At 63.1% G+C, this 15,779-nt stretch carries 15 protein-coding genes; 11 read left to right on the top strand and 4 right to left on the bottom strand.

Annotation, left to right across the window (positions count from 1 at the left end; translation table 11 throughout):
* Nucleotides 1-103 precede the first annotated feature (103 nt).
* The 3 genes from ACFQX9_RS34135 to ACFQX9_RS34125 all read right to left on the bottom strand — a co-directional run bounded on the left by ACFQX9_RS34135 (nucleotide 104) and on the right by ACFQX9_RS34125 (nucleotide 1,690).
* The gene (locus ACFQX9_RS34135) at nucleotides 104-1,009 is read right to left on the bottom strand and encodes a hypothetical protein (protein ID WP_085350565.1); all 906 of its coding nucleotides are present in this window, start codon (nucleotides 1,007-1,009) and stop codon (nucleotides 104-106) included.
* Between the two features lie 36 nt (nucleotides 1,010-1,045).
* Nucleotides 1,046-1,126: a pyrroloquinoline quinone precursor peptide PqqA gene (gene pqqA / locus ACFQX9_RS34130; protein WP_018460299.1), complete on the bottom strand. Its 81-nt coding sequence runs from the start codon at nucleotides 1,124-1,126 to the stop codon at nucleotides 1,046-1,048.
* Nucleotides 1,127-1,297: 171 nt separating this feature from the next.
* Nucleotides 1,298-1,690: an EF-hand domain-containing protein gene (locus ACFQX9_RS34125; protein WP_026233996.1), complete on the bottom strand. Its 393-nt coding sequence runs from the start codon at nucleotides 1,688-1,690 to the stop codon at nucleotides 1,298-1,300.
* Between the two features lie 345 nt (nucleotides 1,691-2,035).
* On the opposite strand from ACFQX9_RS34125, the gene ACFQX9_RS34120 reads away from it, so the two are divergent.
* The 5 genes from ACFQX9_RS34120 (at nucleotide 2,036) to ACFQX9_RS34100 (ending at nucleotide 6,652) form a co-directional block, all read left to right on the top strand.
* Nucleotides 2,036-3,700 (top strand): methanol/ethanol family PQQ-dependent dehydrogenase, encoded by a 1,665-nt coding sequence (locus ACFQX9_RS34120; RefSeq protein WP_085350564.1) that lies wholly within the window; start codon nucleotides 2,036-2,038, stop codon nucleotides 3,698-3,700.
* Nucleotides 3,701-3,710: 10 nt separating this feature from the next.
* Nucleotides 3,711-4,067: a c-type cytochrome gene (locus ACFQX9_RS34115; RefSeq protein ID WP_018460302.1), complete on the top strand. Its 357-nt coding sequence runs from the start codon at nucleotides 3,711-3,713 to the stop codon at nucleotides 4,065-4,067.
* Nucleotides 4,064-4,993, top strand: a complete 930-nt coding sequence (locus ACFQX9_RS34110) for an ABC transporter substrate-binding protein (RefSeq protein WP_085350563.1) — start codon at nucleotides 4,064-4,066, stop codon at nucleotides 4,991-4,993. The genes ACFQX9_RS34115 and ACFQX9_RS34110 overlap by 4 nt, the downstream gene beginning before the upstream one ends.
* A gap of 113 nt (nucleotides 4,994-5,106) precedes the next feature.
* Nucleotides 5,107-6,096, top strand: coding sequence for a tripartite tricarboxylate transporter substrate binding protein (locus tag ACFQX9_RS34105; protein ID WP_085384845.1), 990 nt, complete (start codon nucleotides 5,107-5,109; stop codon nucleotides 6,094-6,096).
* Between the two features lie 130 nt (nucleotides 6,097-6,226).
* Nucleotides 6,227-6,652, top strand: coding sequence for a hypothetical protein (locus ACFQX9_RS34100; protein WP_085350671.1), 426 nt, complete (start codon nucleotides 6,227-6,229; stop codon nucleotides 6,650-6,652).
* Nucleotides 6,653-6,710: 58 nt separating this feature from the next.
* Here the strand turns inward: ACFQX9_RS34100 and ACFQX9_RS34095 are convergent, their stop codons facing one another.
* A complete protein-coding gene (locus ACFQX9_RS34095; protein WP_007601369.1) occupies nucleotides 6,711-7,679 on the bottom strand; it encodes a helix-turn-helix domain-containing protein in 969 nt (322 codons plus the stop codon).
* Nucleotides 7,680-8,192: 513 nt separating this feature from the next.
* Between ACFQX9_RS34095 and xoxF5 the strand changes: the two genes are divergently transcribed.
* From xoxF5 to ACFQX9_RS34065, 6 genes are all read left to right on the top strand, one after another.
* Entirely contained in the window at nucleotides 8,193-9,998 is a 1,806-nt protein-coding gene (xoxF5, locus tag ACFQX9_RS34090) for a lanthanide-dependent methanol dehydrogenase XoxF5 (protein ID WP_018460306.1), read from the top strand.
* A 109-nt stretch (nucleotides 9,999-10,107) separates the two neighbouring features.
* A complete protein-coding gene (locus ACFQX9_RS34085; protein WP_007601366.1) occupies nucleotides 10,108-10,596 on the top strand; it encodes a c-type cytochrome, methanol metabolism-related in 489 nt (162 codons plus the stop codon).
* Nucleotides 10,597-10,655: 59 nt separating this feature from the next.
* Nucleotides 10,656-11,765, top strand: coding sequence for an S-(hydroxymethyl)glutathione dehydrogenase/class III alcohol dehydrogenase (locus tag ACFQX9_RS34080; protein ID WP_018460307.1), 1,110 nt, complete (start codon nucleotides 10,656-10,658; stop codon nucleotides 11,763-11,765).
* A 33-nt stretch (nucleotides 11,766-11,798) separates the two neighbouring features.
* Nucleotides 11,799-12,362, top strand: a complete 564-nt coding sequence (gene gfa, locus ACFQX9_RS34075; RefSeq protein WP_018460308.1) for an S-(hydroxymethyl)glutathione synthase — start codon at nucleotides 11,799-11,801, stop codon at nucleotides 12,360-12,362.
* A 641-nt stretch (nucleotides 12,363-13,003) separates the two neighbouring features.
* Nucleotides 13,004-13,456, top strand: a complete 453-nt coding sequence (locus ACFQX9_RS34070; protein ID WP_007601363.1) for a (2Fe-2S)-binding protein — start codon at nucleotides 13,004-13,006, stop codon at nucleotides 13,454-13,456.
* A gap of 1 nt (nucleotide 13,457) precedes the next feature.
* Entirely contained in the window at nucleotides 13,458-15,770 is a 2,313-nt protein-coding gene (locus ACFQX9_RS34065) for a molybdopterin cofactor-binding domain-containing protein (RefSeq protein WP_085384846.1), read from the top strand.
* Nucleotides 15,771-15,779 lie beyond the last annotated feature (9 nt).

Here is a 15,779-nt window from a genome sequence, read left to right as displayed (position 1 = left end):
GAGGCGATGAAGTTAGCACAAAAGATTACGTTCCGATGAGCGGGAAGTTTCAATCCGGCCGCCCGAAATAAAGCGGGAATTGCCTGTCAACTCTCCCCGAGCGCTAGAAATTAACTCCAAAGACCAGCCTTGCCTGGTGGCGCTCGAAATTGACGAGGTCGAGATTGCCGCCCGATCCGGCCGGCCGGCCCCATGCCTGCATGCTCCAGCTCATGGTCAGGCGCGAGCGCTCGGAAAGCTGGAAATAAGCGGTCGGACCGACGAAAAGCGCCTGTCCTGCGAACTCGCCGAGGCCGATGCCTTCGTACTGCCGGAAGTAGCGCACCTCGCCGCCGAGCAGCACATCGGGCCGCACGCGCACCAGGCCGGCGAAGGCCGCGCCGATGGTCGAACTCTTTTCGGAGAGTCCCGCCATCTCGAAACGCGCCCATTCGGGTTGATAGATCAGGTTGAGCGCCCCGATGGCGAAGTTCGGGATCAGCTCGCGATCGAAGGCGAGCGTGAAATCGGTACCGTACATCCGCCCTTTTGCTCCAGAAGTCTCGTCGATGCGGTCGCCATGGAGTTCGGCGGCGACGGTCAACCCGAATGGCGCGCGCTCGCGATCGAGCAGGCGATAGCGCAGGTCGAGCGAGGCGCCCTGGAAATTGAACTGGCGGCGGTCGCCGAGATCGGGAACGCCGGTGATGTCGTGCAGCGTGGCAGTGCCGCCGACCTCGATGCGAAAGTTCGGCAGCGGCACGATCTCGATCTCGACCTCCTGCGAGAGGGCGCGATAGGTCCCGCCTCCTTTGCCGAATCGGCCTGTCGTCTGAGTCTGGAATTCGCGCTCGCCGGGATTGCCGACATCGGTACCGATCATGAAGCCGAAGATGTGTTCGGTATCGAAGCCCTCTTCGGCGCGGACGCATGCCGGCGCGAGCGCGACGGTGCAGGCGGCTATGGTCCAGAATGTAAGGGCTCTCGCGCGCATCCCCGACACTACCACGGCTTCGACGGTGGTTGCCATCGAAGCCGCGGCAGGTCGTCAGTCTTACTTGTGGTCTTACTTGCGCAAAGCGCAGGCGTACATGTTGATTTCCATGCCGACCGGCACTTCCACGATCTTCGGAGCTTTCCAGGCCATTCGGGGACTCCCAAGGGATTGAGCGCGACATCGCGCCGGCGAAAACCTAGGGCTGCGTCAGCCACAGCGCAAGTCTGGAATCGCACCGTTGACACAGCGAACTGTCGCATCGCGCTTGCAAATTTCTCTCTCGGGCAACTCGCCTTCGCTCCCAGTCAAGCGGCGCGGTTCTCACCGCAACAAGCGCAGCAGCGCGCGACCGGCGCGCGAGTTCAGCTCCTTCGCATCCAGCGTTCCATCCTTGTCGGGATTCGCCGCGTTGAAGCGCTGCTCCACCACCGAGAGATATTCGTCGAGCGTGAGAGTCCCGTCGCGATCGGGATCGGCGGCGGCGAGTTCTTTCGCTGTTAACCGTCCGCGCAATTCGCGGGCGTCGAGCGTGCCGTCGTGATCGGGATCGAGCTTGGCGAACAACGCCGCCGCCGCCTTCTTCACCTCGGCAAGATCGAGGGTGCCGTCATTGTCGGTATCGAACGTCTTGACCGCGTTGCCGGAGGCCGACCATGCCGGACCGGACAGCAGTGCAATCGTGAGCGCAAGTGCAACAGAGCGACGCGATATCATGAAAACCTCCCTCACCAAGAGCTCCGATTCGAACCGGATCGAAACGACATAAGTCCACAAGCGAGCCTCGGTTCAAGTCCCGAATTGCAGCCTGCGCACCGCACAACTTGCAGAACCCGTCGGCGCGACCGCTGCCGTGGCGCACGCGCTCTGCTCCATGCCGCGGAATTTCTTCAGCGCCTGCGCACAAGTGAGAGTTGCTTTGTCAGGTCTCCGTCAGGTGACGGCATCCCGCGCCGCCTACCATATCGGCATCGCAATTACGACTTTCGTATTGACGCGTTTTGCATTCGGGCGGAGTGTTGCTGTCGCAGCGTCAATAGGCGCGCATATTGGGAGGGACGGATGAAACGCTTTGCGATGGCCGCGAGCCTCGTCATGCTTGCATCGACTTGTGCAAGTGCACAAACCAGCGAGCAGCTGGTCAAAGGCGCGACCGATACATCGAACGTTCTCAACTACGGGATGGGCTACAATCTTCAGCGTTTCTCGACGCTGAACCAGATCAACAAGGACAGCGTCAAGAACCTTGTCCCGGTCTGGAACTACTCTTTCAACGACGATCGCAGCGAGGAATCGCAGCCGCTGGTGTACCAGGGCGTGATCTACGTGACGTCGCACAACGCGACCATGGCGGTCGACGCCAAGACCGGCAAGCAGATCTGGAAATCCAAGGTCGAGTATCCTGCCGAAACGCCGCGCATCGTCTGCTGCGGCATCATCAATCGCGGCGCAGCACTCTATGAGGGCAAGGTGTTCCGCACCACGCTGGACGCCAACGTGATCGCGCTCGACGCCAAGGACGGCAAAGAGCTGTGGCGGCAGAAGGCGGCCGATATCAAGGAAGGCTATTCGATGACGGTGGCGCCGCTGGTCGCCGACGGCGTCGTGATCACCGGCATCTCCGGCGCCGAGTTCGGCACCCGCGGCTTCATCGACGGCTGGGATCCCGCAACGGGCAAGCACCTGTGGCGCACCCATTCGATCCCCTCTCCGGATGAGCCCGGCGGCGACACCTGGAAGGGCGATACCTGGAAGCTCGGCGGTGGCTCGACCTGGATTACGGGCTCCTATGATCCCGAGCTGAACACGGTTTACTGGGGTATCGGCAATCCCGGACCGTTCAACTCGGCGGTACGCCCGGGCGACAACCTCTACACCTGCTCCGTGCTGGCGATGGATCCCAAGACCGGCAAGATCAAGTGGCACTACCAGTTCTCGCCCAACAATCCGTTCGACTATGACAGCGTGGCCGAGATGGTCCTCGCCGATATGAACGTCGAGGGCAAGCCGACCAAGGTGTTGATGGACGCCAACCGCAACGGCTTCTTCTACGTGCTCGACCGCACCAACGGAAAGCTGCTCGCGGCCAATCCTTACGTGAAGGTCAACTGGGCGACGGGAATCGACATGAAGACCGGACGTCCCATCGAGACCGACGTCTCGAAGGATGCGCGTGAGGGCAAGAAGGTGACCGTCTATCCGTCGATCCTCGGCGGCAAGAACTGGGAGCCGATGTCGTTCAATCCGCAGACTGGCCTCGCCTACGCCAACACGCTCGCCTTCGGCGGCAGGTACAAGACCGAACCCGCCACCTTCAAGCAGGGTGAATGGTATCTCGGCATGGACCTCACCGATCTCTGGGAATGGGGTGACGGCCCGCGCGGTCATCTGAAGGCGATCGATCCCATGACCGGCAAGGCGAAGTGGGAAGCACCCAGCGACATCCCGCGCTTCTCCGGCGTGCTGTCGACCGCGGGCGGTGTCGTGTTCTCGGGCGCGCTGACCGGCGAGTTCGAGGCCTTCGATGCCGATACCGGCAAGAAGCTCTGGCAGTTCCAGACCGGCTCGGGCATCGAGGGACAACCGGTGACCTGGCAGCAGGACGGCGTGCAGTATGTCGCCGTGACGAGCGGCTATGGCGGCGTCTACTCGCTGTTCTCCGGCGACGAACGGCTGGCCAAAGTCCCGCCCGGCGGCTCACTTTGGGTTTTTGCGGTCAAGCAATAACCACGGCACGATGCTGAGAAAGCTATCTCACAAGACGGTGGCGATCCTCGCCGCCGTCGCGGTGCTGACGGTCGCGCTTGCGGCGACCGTTCGTGCCGCGGATGATTCAACCGGCAATCCCGTGCAGGCACAGATCGACCACGGCAAGTCGACCTATGCCGAGAAATGCTCGCACTGCCACGGCCCCAACATGATGAACCCCGGCACCATCACGCCGGACCTGCGCGCCTTCCCCGACGACAAGACGCGCTTCGTCACCACCGTGAAGAACGGCAAGAACAACAAGATGCCGCCCTGGGCTGACATTCTCAGCGACGAGGAGATCGGGAATCTCTGGGCCTTCATCTCGAGCCGGAGAAAACCATGAGGCGCTGGCTGGCCGTTTGGAGCATTGCCGCGATTCTCGCGGCGGCGGCCGCAGCTGCACGCGCGGCCGACGATCCGCTCAAGATTTGTCTCGACGAGGACAGGCCGCCGCTCTCCGTGCATCACAAGGGCAAGCCCGGCTCGGGTTTCGACGTGCTGCTGGCGCAGGCGATCGCCGACCGGCTCGGACGGCCGCTGACGATCCAGTGGTTCGAGAGCAAGCTGGACGAGGATTCGAGCCCGCAGCTCGAGGCCAATGCGCTGCTGTCCGATGGGCGTTGCTCGCTCGTCGGCGGCTACGCGCTGACGACGGACTCCCTCGTCAAGCCCGGCATGAAAACGGCGCGCTTGCCGGATTTTGCCGGCGCCACGCGCGACGACCGGCGCCGCCGCGTCGCGCTCGGCGTGCTCGCGCCGAGCCAGCCCTATGTCTACTCGCCGATGACGGTCGTGCTCGGGCCGAAGGCGCGGGGTCGCAACATCGGCGATATCGGAGATCTCGCCGGCCTGCGCCTCGTCATCGAGAGCGGCTCGCTCGGCGATGCGATCCTCATGACCTTCGACAAGGGGCGCCTGATCGACGACATCACGCATCTCGTCCCCGGCCGCGATGATCTCCTCGGCGCACTTGCCCGTGGCGATTATGACGCGACGCTGATCGACCTCGGCCGCTTCGACGCCCATCGCGCCGCGCACCCCGACACGGCGATCACCGCGTCCGGCTATTACTATCCGATCGGGGCCAATCGCGGCTATGTCGGGCTGGCCAGCGATCCCGCACTGCTCGACGCCGTCAACAAGGCGCTGACCGGGCTTGCTGCCGAGGGCAAGATCGCCGAATTCGGCACACAGGCGGGGCTGAGCTATCTGCCGCCGCGGGAGCCTGCGATCCTTGGCGACGTCTGGTTGAAGATCATTCAGCGCTAGTGGACAGCTGGCGCACCCAGCGCGGCCCTTCGAATGCGCCAATCTGTCTCGCCAGCCACCCATGGCAGAGGCGACCCGATGCAGTACCGTCGGCGACAACCCGGGAGAGAATCATGTCCGCAAAACTCGATCGCCGCCGCTTCATCGCCGCCGGCACCACCACACTCGCGATGCCTTTCGTCTCGCGTGGCGCCTCGGCGCAGGCTGCGTGGCCATCGCGGCAGATCCGCATGATTTGCAGCTATCCCGCCGGCGGACAGACCGATCTGCTCGCGCGCGCCTATGGTGAATTCATTGCCAAGCAGGTCGGAAAGACCGTCGTCGTCGAGAACAAGCCCGGTGCCGCCGGCGCGATCGGGACGGCGGAGGTCGCCCGCGCAGAGCCCGACGGCCACACAATCCTGTGCTCGATCTCGACCACCTACATCATGAACCGGGTGGTGATGAAGACTCCCGGCTACGACATGGACAAGGATTTGACGCTGGTCAGCGTCATTCCGGGCGCCGGCCTGTTGCTGGTGGCGAACCCGAAAACCGGCGTCAAGACGCTGGAGGATTTCGTCGCCTTTGCGCGCAAGAGCGGCAAGGTCAACTTCGGCACCTATAGCGCGGGCTCGGCCCCGCATATGACGGTCCACGAGCTCAACAAGCAGTATGGCCTTGCCATCGAGCCGATCCACTATCGCGGCGAAGCCCCGATGTGGACGGGCATGCTGGAAGGTACGCTCGATGTGGCCATGGGCAGCTACACCGCAGCGCAATCGGTCTTGCAAAGCGATCGCGGCACCGTGTTCGCGGTGCATTCGAAGAAGGTCGACGCCATCCCTGATATCAAGACCCTCCCCGAGCAGGGCGCGACGTCGAAATTCTTCACCGTCAGCGGCTTCTCCGGTTGGGCCGTGCCGAAAGCGACACCGCAGCCGGTCGTCGACCGCCTGGCGGAGCTTTGCGTCGCTGCCAACAGCGATCCGAAGGTGAAGGAGGTTCTCAACACGTTCGTGCTCGAACCCGCGATCGGCTTCAAGGAAACCAACGCCCTGTATCAGCGCGAGCTGCCGATCTGGATCGAGAGCGCGCGATCGCTCGGCCTCGAACCCGCCTGAACCGCGAGGCATGACGCCCTTCGCAGCGCGGCATCCGACCAAAGCCTAGTGCCGGAAGCGCATTTTCCCGCTATGATTGTGCGACGCTGGCGGGAAGGTCTCGCCGGCGCGGACGAGAAAGGCCGATCCCATGACACCGGATGGCGTTGCCGTAGCCGTCATGATCATCCTACTCTTTCCGATGGGCTATTTCACCCTGGCGTCTCCGGCCTTCCTGCTGGTGAAGCTGGATATCCAGCCCGTCGCCCAGCTTTTGCGCGGAATGTTCAATGCGCATTTTCTGGTGATGCGCGTTGCCGGAATCATCGGAGCGGTCGCTTTCCTGCTCGACGGTCGTCTGGTCGCAGCGATGGGCGTTGGCCTCCTTGCAGCCTTGGCGATCTATGGGCGCCGCTGGTTCATGCAACAGATGGACGAACAGCTCAGCGCCAGGGACGCCGGCGATGCCGAGGCCCCGCGCCGGCTACGCCGACTGCATTGGAGTGGAATGCTGGGCAACGCGGTGTTGCTCGTCGCTCTCCTGACCAGCATTCCCTACATCGCCATATCGGCATGAGAGACATCGCGGGCGCGTGACGGTCAACCGTCGCGTCGACTCCGAACCTGGCGTTTGCCTAGTGCTCGTCCGCCGCAACCGCGCCCTGTTGCGCCTTGTGGATCGAGGACGGCACTACGCCGAAATATTTCCGGAACACCCGGCTGAAATGCGATGAGCTGGAGAAGCCCCAGGAGAACGCGACGTCGGTAATGGTCTTGCCGGCGTGGGCCTCGAGCTCCTGGCGGCAATTCTGAAGACGCGCCTGCCAGATGTAGTCGCTCACCGTGGTGCCGCGCTCCGAGAACAGCATGTGCAGATAACGCTTGGAGCAGCCCAGTTCGCCGGAGATCTGGTCGATGCACAGATCCGGATCGCGCAAATGCTCGCGGATGAAGAATTGCGCGCGCACATAGGTCGCTTCGGGTCCGACGCGATCGAGCATCGTGTCGGCCTCGCGCAGCGGCAGCAGCAAGAGGTCGATCAGCGAATCGGCGACGCCGACCGCACTGTTCGCCGACAGCTTGGCCGCCTCGTCGAAGGTCGCATGGACGAAATCATGGGCGATGCGCCCCGTCCCCGTGCGTGAGGTCAATTTGCAGGCGGGCATTCGCTGCGACGGGAATCCACGGTCGCGCAGCAGCGCCTTCGGCACGATCACCACGTCATGGCGCGTGAAAGCGGGACTGATGATCGAATGCGGACAGGAGACGTCATAGGCGATGATGTCGCCCGGGTTCAGCTCGATGTGGCGGCCTTCCTGCTCGAAATAGGACACGCCGTAAGTCTGGAAGTGGATCTTGATATACGGGTGTTCATTGGCCTTGGCGCGCGCCAGCGTGTGCGCGATGCGATGTTGGCTGACCTCGATCTGGCAGAGCTTCAGACGCGAGACGCTGGTGTAGTCGATGCGGCCTTCGAGCGAAGACGCTTCCAGCGGATCGACGTCGAAATGCCCACACAGGCTGGTCAGCCCGTCGATCCAGCTTTGGATCTGACGTTTCGGCGTCATGCCCGTCGTCGAGAGCGTGTGAATCGTGTCGGACATTAATCCAGCCACTGGTTTGATCCGGAGATTTGACGCGAATCGCGAGCCGCGCTGCCGGAGCCCTGAACCGTGATTGCGTGACGTTTACCTCGATTTTGAGCGATCTTCTAGAACGAGCGCCATCGTTCCATTGCCACCCTTGTAAGTTAATCCTCCGCCTTAGTTGCAGCGCCGTCAAGGGGAACCTGAGCGGTGAAGGCGCTGCCAAAGCGTTGCGGAAGCCGCTGAATTCGCTACTGCAAAATCAAAAACTTCCGACCCGTGCGCTGTCAAGCAAACCAGCTTCTCTCTTGGGCAAGTTTCCCGATGACGAAGTCGTTAGGGATTGTATCAGGAACAACAAGAACGGGCCGCTCCGCACGTGGACCCGTGGCTCTCATCAGGAGGAGGAAACACCACAGCATCGTTTCTGGTCCCAATCGTGACCGCCCTGCACGAGCAGACGCCGGACGAAAAGCCCGGCGATTAAGCAATGCTTCGGAAACAATAAACGAGACCAATGGAGGAATGACTATGCGCAAGGTACTACTCGCGGCCTATCTTGGCTCCGCGGCGGCTCTCGCCGTCGGCAGCGCGTCGGCCAACGACGAAGTGCTCAAGATGTCGCAGAACCCGAAAGACTGGGTGATGCCGACCGGCGACTACGCCAACACCCGCTATTCCAAGCTGAACCAGATCAACGCACAAAACGTAGGCAAGCTCCAGGTCGCCTGGACCTTCTCGACCGGCGTGCTGCGCGGCCACGAAGGCGGCCCGCTGATCATCGGCAACATGATGTACGTCCACACGCCGTTCCCGAACAAGGTCTACGCTATTGACCTTTCCAACGAGAACAAGATCGTCTGGAAGTACGAGCCGAAGCAGGATCCGAACGTCATTCCAGTGATGTGCTGCGACACGGTCAACCGCGGCCTGGCCTATGGCGACGGCAAGATCTTCCTGCATCAAGCCGACACCACGCTTGTCGCGCTCGATGCCAAGAGCGGTCAGGTGGCATGGACCGCGAAGAACGGCGACGCCAGCAAGGGCGAGACCGGTACTTCGGCCCCCATGGTCGTCAAGGACAAGGTGCTGATCGGCATCTCCGGCGGCGAGTTCGGTGTTCAAGCCCATATGACCGCCTACGACATCAAGACGGGCAAGCTGGCTTGGCGCGGCTACTCTGAAGGACCGGACGATCAGATCCTGGTCGACGCAGAGAAGACCACCGCACTCGGCAAGCCGGTCGGCAAGGACTCGAGCCTGAAGACCTGGCAAGGCGATCAGTGGAAGATCGGCGGCGGCGCCACCTGGGGCTGGATCTCCTACGACCCCGAGCTGAACCTCGTCTATTACGGGTCGGGCAATCCCTCGACCTGGAATCCGAAGCAGCGTCCCGGCGACAACAAATGGTCGATGACGATCTGGGCTCGCAACCCTGACACCGGCCAGGCCAAGTGGGTTTATCAGATGACGCCCCACGACGAGTGGGACTATGACGGCGTCAACGAGATGATCCTCTCGGACCAGGCCATCAACGGCCAGCCGCGCAAGCTGCTGACGCATTTCGATCGTAACGGCCTCGGCTACACGCTCGATCGCGCCACCGGTGAGCTCCTGGTCGCCGAAAAGTACGATCCGAAGGTGAACTGGACCTCCGGCGTCGACATGGACAAGAACTCGCCGACCTACGGCCGCCCGAAGGTGCTCGATGCAGCTTCGACCGACAAGGCGGGCGAGGACCACAACGTGAAGGGCATCTGCCCGGCCGCGCTCGGCACCAAGGACGAGCAGCCGGCAGCCTACTCGCCGGACACGCAGCTGTTCTACGTTCCGACCAACCACGTCTGCATGGACTACGAACCGTTCAAGGTGAGCTACACCGCGGGTCAGCCCTACGTGGGCGCAACGCTCTCGATGTATCCGCCGCAGGGTGAAACCCACATGGGCAACTTCATCGCCTGGGACGGCAAGACCGGCAAGATCGTCTGGTCGAACAAGGAGCAGTTCTCGGTCTGGTCGGGTGCGCTCGCAACCGCGGGCAATGTGGTGTTCTACGGAACGCTCGAAGGCTACCTGAAGGCAGTCGACGCCAAGACCGGCAAGGAGCTCTACAAGTTCAAGACTCCCTCCGGCATCATCGGCAACGTCACCACCTATGAGAACGGCGGCAAGCAGTATGTCGCAGTGCTCTCCGGCGTGGGCGGCTGGGCCGGCATCGGTCTGGCGGCAGGCCTGACCGATCCGACCGCCGGTCTCGGCGCAGTCGGCGGCTACGCGGCGCTCAGCAACTACACGGCACTCGGCGGTACGCTGACCGTGTTCTCGCTGCCCAACTAGGCCTCTCAGCATCGCTCCGGCGCGTGGATCAACTCCACGCGCCGGCTCGTCTCACCGAATGCCTTCCGAGGAAAATCTCTTGCGTAAAATCTGCTCTGCCATTGCTGCGATGTTCTTGGTCGCGTCCGGGGGAATTGCCGTCGCGGACGGCTCAGGTGACCCGACCGCCGTCAAGCAGAACGAAACCGGCGAATGGTCCGACAAGGAAGGCAACCCAACCTACAAGATCACCGACGGATCCGTCGATTGGTACACCTATTCCGGATACCGCCGCTATCACTCGGACTGCCATGTGTGTCACGGCCCAGATGGCATGGGCTCGACCTACGCCCCGGCGTTGAAGGATTCGCTGAAGACGATGAGCTATGCCGATTTTCTCGGCGTCGTCGCCTCCGGCCGCAAGAACATCTCGACTGCCGCAGAGAACGTGATGCCGGCCTTCGGCGATAACCCGAACGTCGCCTGCTACATGGACGATCTCTACGTCTACCTGCGCGCCCGCTCCAACGAGGCCTGGGGCCGCACAAGACCCGGCAAGCACGAGGACAAGAACGACGCCTATACCAAGAACGAAGATTCGTGCATGGGCAAGAAATGAACGTGCGGAGCCCGACCAGACCTGGATCTGGGCGCCCTGCTGGAATTGAGGAGCTTAAGATGAAGACACGTGCCGCCGTCGCTTTCGAAGCCAAGAAGCCGCTCGAGATCGTCGAAGTCGATCTGGAAGGACCAAAGGTCGGCGAAGTCCTGGTCGAGATCAAGGCGACGGGCATCTGCCATACCGACGCCTACACGCTCGACGGCTTCGACAGCGAGGGAATTTTCCCGTCGATCCTGGGCCATGAGGGCGCGGGCATCATCCGCGAGATCGGTGCTGGCGTGACCTCGGTGAAGCCGGGCGACCATGTCATCCCGCTCTACACGCCGGAATGCCGGCAATGCAAAAGCTGCCTCAGCCAGAAGACCAATCTCTGCACCGCGATTCGCGCGACGCAGGGCAAAGGCGTCATGCCCGATGGTACCAGCCGCTTCTCCTACAAAGGCAAGCCGATCTACCACTACATGGGCTGCTCGACCTTCTCGAACTTCACCGTGCTGCCGGAGATCGCGGTCGCCAAGATCCGCGAGGACGCGCCGTTCGACAAGAGCTGCTACATCGGCTGCGGCGTCACCACGGGCGTCGGCGCCGTCGTCAACACCGCCAAGGTCGAGCCGGGCTCCAACGTGGTCGTGTTCGGCCTCGGCGGCATCGGCCTGAACGTGATCCAGGGCGCCAAGATGGCTGGCGCGGACAAGATCATCGGCGTCGACATCAACGACTCCAAGGAGGAATGGGGGCGCCGGTTCGGCATGACCGATTTCGTCAATCCCAAGAAGATCACCGGCGACATCGTCCCGCATCTCGTGACCCTGACCGACGGCGGCGCCGACTATACCTTCGACTGCACCGGCAACACCACAGTGATGCGCCAGGCGCTGGAAGCCTGCCATCGCGGCTGGGGCACCTCGATCATCATCGGCGTTGCCGAATCCGGCAAGGAGATCGCGACCCGCCCGTTCCAGCTCGTCACCGGGCGAAACTGGCGCGGCACCGCCTTCGGCGGCGCGCGGGGCCGCACCGACGTGCCGAAGATTGTCGACTGGTACATGAACGGAAAGATCCAGATCGACCCGATGATTACCCACACGCTCAAGCTCGAAGACATCAACAAAGGCTTCGACCTGATGCATGAGGGCAAGTCCATCCGTTCAGTCGTCGTGTTCTAGTTCGAAAAGCGTCACCCCAAGGAGGATCGACCCATGACTGTTGCACTCCATCCCTCGATCGATAACGGCATCAAACAGGGCAGCGGCAGCTTCGCCGGCGGCACGCTCGCATGCAAATGCAAGGACCATCAGGTCAAGGTCGCCGTCAAGGGCGACGTCGCGCATAATCACGCCTGTGGCTGCACCAAGTGCTGGAAACCGCAGGGGGCGAATTTCTCCGTCGTCGCCGTGGTACCCCGCCAGAACGTCACCGTGCTCGAGAACGGCGACAAGCTCCAGATCGTCGATCCATCGGCGACGATCCAACGCTACGCCTGCAAGGCCTGCGGCACGCACATGTACGGCCGCATCGAGAACAAGGATCACCCGTTCTACGGCCTCGACTTCATCCACCCCGAACTGTTCCAGGAGCAGGGTTCGCAGGCGCCGCAATTCGCCGCCTTCGTCTCGTCCGTGATCGAATCGGGCGTGAAGCCGGAGCAGATGGGCGGAATACGGGCTCGGTTCAAGGAGCTTGGACTTGAGCCCTATGATTGCCTGTCGCCGGCGCTGATGGACGCGATCGCGACCCACGTGGCGAAAGCCAAGGCCGCTTAAGCAAAGGCCGCCTGAGCAAAGGTCGCCTGACGTTTGCCGCGCCCGTCCGCTCGCGTTCCACCACCCCCAGCGAGCGGACGGAGCCGGCCCGGGACAATCGCGGCGATGCCGCCGCTTCTCAATTGCACTTGTGTGGGGACCGTCAGCTCCCTCAGTCCTGGTCTCTGAATGACTGCGCAGGGCCGCCGGCTTCCGGCTTGAAGTTCGCGGCCTGCGTTTCTCCCTCCCTCGACTGAGGCATCCTGCTTCGTCCGCACAGGTCTTCTGGCGGACGAAGCTCTTTTTTTACTGCGCCCATCTCGAGAGGCGCGCGGCGCGATGGGGCGCCCTGCTTTTGACAAACCTTCGTTGCAATCTTTTCCCGTCGAGAACAGCTGATTGGAAAACACTTGGCTGTGAACGCCAGACCGAAGCGATCCTGCTACGATCGCGTCGTGACGATGCCGCGCGAAATTCAATAATCAAGAACACGACGGGAGGTATCGAGCACATCCGGACATGACATTGGCATTCCTCTGAGTCCTGCCGGGATCTGCCCGCGCGGGAGGACGGCTGGAACGCGACGCCGCGCAGCGGGCATTGCACCGACCGGCATCTGGAAAATCTGAAATCGGCAAGCTTATGAAGAGCGAGGGACGATCATGATCAAGGTGAAGATCAATGGCCAGGAACAGAGCTGGGACGGCGACCCGGATCTCCCGCTACTCTGGTTCCTGCGCGACGAGGCCGGGCTGACCGGCACCAAGTTCGGCTGTGGCCAGGCCCTGTGCGGCGCCTGCACCGTTATCGTCGACAAGGAAGCCGTGCGCGCCTGCATCACGTCGATCAACGACGTCGCCGGCCGCGAGATCACGACGATCGAGGGACTGCATCCGAACGGCGATCACCCGGTGCAGAAGGCCTGGCGTCAGGTCAACGTACCCCAGTGCGGCTTCTGCCAGGCGGGCCAGATCATGCAGGCGGCTGCGCTGCTGATGGACAACCCGAAGCCGTCGCACGACCAGATCCGCGAGGCGATGTCCGGCAACATCTGCCGCTGCGGCTGCTACCAGCGCATCGAGAATGCGGTCCATCTCGCATCGACGGGAGTGTGACATGAATTTCATCGACAACCCGAAGAAGCTTCGTGGCTTCGAGAAGAACATCAAGGTCGAGAAGGTTTCGCGCCGCAGCATCCTGAAGGGGCTCGGCATCACCGGCGGCTTTGTGCTCGCGGCGCCCGTGATGTCGCGCCAGGCGTTCGCCTACGAGACCGGCGCCGGCAAGATGCCGCACGGCGTCGTGGTCGATCCGCGCGTATTCGTCGCGGTCGCGCCCGACGGCACCGTCACCATCCTCGCCCACCGCGCCGAGATGGGAACGGGCGTGCGCACCAGCCTGCCGCTGATCGTGGCCGAGGAGATGGAAGCCGACTGGTCACGGGTCAAGGTGGAACAGGCCCATGGCGACGAGGTCAAGTTCGGCAACCAGGACACCGACGGCTCGCGCAGCACGCGGCATTATCTGATGCCGATGCGCCAGATCGGCGCCTCCGCCCGTACCATGCTTGAGCAGGCCGCCGCGAAACGCTGGGGTGTGCCGGCAACCGAGGTCAAGGCCGTCAATCACGAAGTCGTCCACAGCGCGACGAGCCGCAAGCTCGGGTTCGGCGAGCTCGCAGCCGACGCTGCCAAGGAGTCGGTCCCGAGCATCGAAGGGCTCAAGCTGAAGGACCCCAAGGACTTCCGCTATCTCGGCAAGGGCCAGATCGGCATCGTCGATCTCCATGACATCACCACCGGCAAAGCGCGTTACGGCGCCGACGTGCGGCTGCCTGGCATGAAGTATGCCGTGATCGCGCGCCCGCCGGTGACCGGGGGCAAGTTGGTCTCGTTCGATCCGGACGCGGCGTTGAAGGTCCCCGGTGTCGAGAAGGTGATGGAGGTGCGCGGCTGGCCGTGGCCGTCGAAATTCCAGCCGCTCGGCGGCGTTGCCGTGATCGCGCGCAATACCGGCGCGGCGATCAAGGGTCGCGACGCGCTGAAGCTGACCTGGGACGATGGCGCCAACGGCAAATACGATTCCGTCGCCTACCGCAAGGAGCTCGAGGAGGCCTCGCGCAAGCCGGGCCTTGTGGTGCGCCAGGAAGGCGATGCCGAGGCTGCTCTGAAGGGCGCCGACAAGGTCGTCGTCGGCGAATATTATCTGCCGCATCTTGCTCATGTCAGCATGGAGCCGCCGGTGGCGGTCGCCGACGTCAAGGGCGACAAGGCGGAGATCTGGGCGCCGGTGCAAAGCCCGGGCGGTACGCGCGAGGACGTCGCGAAGACGCTCGGCATTCCCGAGGGCAATGTCACCGTCAACGTCACGCTGCTCGGCGGCGGTTTCGGCCGCAAGTCGAAATGCGACTTTGCGCTCGAGGCCGCGTTGCTGTCGAAGGAGCTCGGCGTACCCGTCAAGGTGCAGTGGACGCGCGAGGACGACGTCCGCCACGATTTCCTGCACACGGTCTCCGTGGAACGGATCGAGGCGGGGCTCGACAAGAGCGGCAAGGTGATCGCCTGGCGCCATCGCAGCGTGGCCCCGAGCATCGCCTCGACGTTCGCGGCGGGTGCAAAGCATGAGGCGCCCTTCGAGCTCGGCATGGGCCTCGTCGACATGCCGTTCGAGATCGCTAACATCTCCTGCGAGAACCCGGAAGCCGCGGCGTTCACCCGCATCGGCTGGTTCCGCTCGGTCTCGAACATCCCGCGCGCCTTCGCGGTCCAGTCGATGGTGGGCGAGATCGCCCATGCGACCGGCCGCGACCAGAAGGAGACGCTGCTCGCGCTGATCGGGAGCCCGCGCATCGTCAAGCCCGCCGTGAAGGACATGTGGAACTACGGCGAGCCCTTGGACAGCTATCCGATCGACACCGCGCGCCTGCGCAAGGTGGTCGAGCTGGTCGCCGAGAAGGGCGAATGGGGCCGTCAAGTGCCGAAGGGCCATGGCCTCGGCATCGCCGTGCACCGCAGCTTCGTCAGCTATATCGCGACCATCGTCGAGGTGGCCGTCGACGACAAGGGCAAGCTGGCGGTGCCGCGGGTGGACACCGCCATCGACTGCGGCACCTATGTCAACCCCGAGCGCATCGCCTCCCAGATCGAGGGCGCGGCGATCATGGGGCTCAGTCTCGCCAAATACGGCGAGATCACCTTCAAGGACGGCAAGGTGCAGCAGAAGAACTTCGACGACTTCCAGGTCCTCAGGATCGACGAATCCCCTGCCGTGACCAACGTCTACATCGTGCCGCCAGGACCCGACACGCCGCCGAGCGGCGTGGGCGAGCCTGGCGTCCCGCCATTCGCGCCGGCGCTGATGAACGCCATCTTCGCCGCGACCGGAAAGCGCATCCGCAGCCTTCCGCTCGGCAAGCAATTGGAAGCGTAAAGGCGGGAA

The organism is Bradyrhizobium sp. GCM10028915 (assembly GCF_042666195.1).
GTDB classification, from domain to species: domain Bacteria; phylum Pseudomonadota; class Alphaproteobacteria; order Rhizobiales; family Xanthobacteraceae; genus Bradyrhizobium; species Bradyrhizobium canariense_D.
This window is presented reverse-complemented; position numbering and strand designations above follow the sequence as displayed.

Coding starts and splice junctions, on each gene's coding strand:
- ACFQX9_RS34105 (WP_085384845.1), top strand. CDS start 5,107: ATGTCCGCAAAACTCGATCGCCGCCGCTTCATCGCCGCCGGCACCACC.
- ACFQX9_RS34125 (WP_026233996.1), bottom strand. CDS start 1,690: ATGATATCGCGTCGCTCTGTTGCACTTGCGCTCACGATTGCACTGCTG.
- pqqA (WP_018460299.1), bottom strand. CDS start 1,126: ATGGCCTGGAAAGCTCCGAAGATCGTGGAAGTGCCGGTCGGCATGGAA.
- ACFQX9_RS34110 (WP_085350563.1), top strand. CDS start 4,064: ATGAGGCGCTGGCTGGCCGTTTGGAGCATTGCCGCGATTCTCGCGGCG.
- ACFQX9_RS34065 (WP_085384846.1), top strand. CDS start 13,458: ATGAATTTCATCGACAACCCGAAGAAGCTTCGTGGCTTCGAGAAGAAC.
- ACFQX9_RS34120 (WP_085350564.1), top strand. CDS start 2,036: ATGAAACGCTTTGCGATGGCCGCGAGCCTCGTCATGCTTGCATCGACT.
- ACFQX9_RS34080 (WP_018460307.1), top strand. CDS start 10,656: ATGAAGACACGTGCCGCCGTCGCTTTCGAAGCCAAGAAGCCGCTCGAG.
- gfa (WP_018460308.1), top strand. CDS start 11,799: ATGACTGTTGCACTCCATCCCTCGATCGATAACGGCATCAAACAGGGC.
- ACFQX9_RS34135 (WP_085350565.1), bottom strand. CDS start 1,009: ATGGCAACCACCGTCGAAGCCGTGGTAGTGTCGGGGATGCGCGCGAGA.
- ACFQX9_RS34115 (WP_018460302.1), top strand. CDS start 3,711: ATGCTGAGAAAGCTATCTCACAAGACGGTGGCGATCCTCGCCGCCGTC.
- ACFQX9_RS34100 (WP_085350671.1), top strand. CDS start 6,227: ATGACACCGGATGGCGTTGCCGTAGCCGTCATGATCATCCTACTCTTT.
- ACFQX9_RS34070 (WP_007601363.1), top strand. CDS start 13,004: ATGATCAAGGTGAAGATCAATGGCCAGGAACAGAGCTGGGACGGCGAC.
- ACFQX9_RS34085 (WP_007601366.1), top strand. CDS start 10,108: ATGTTCTTGGTCGCGTCCGGGGGAATTGCCGTCGCGGACGGCTCAGGT.
- ACFQX9_RS34095 (WP_007601369.1), bottom strand. CDS start 7,679: ATGTCCGACACGATTCACACGCTCTCGACGACGGGCATGACGCCGAAA.
- xoxF5 (WP_018460306.1), top strand. CDS start 8,193: ATGCGCAAGGTACTACTCGCGGCCTATCTTGGCTCCGCGGCGGCTCTC.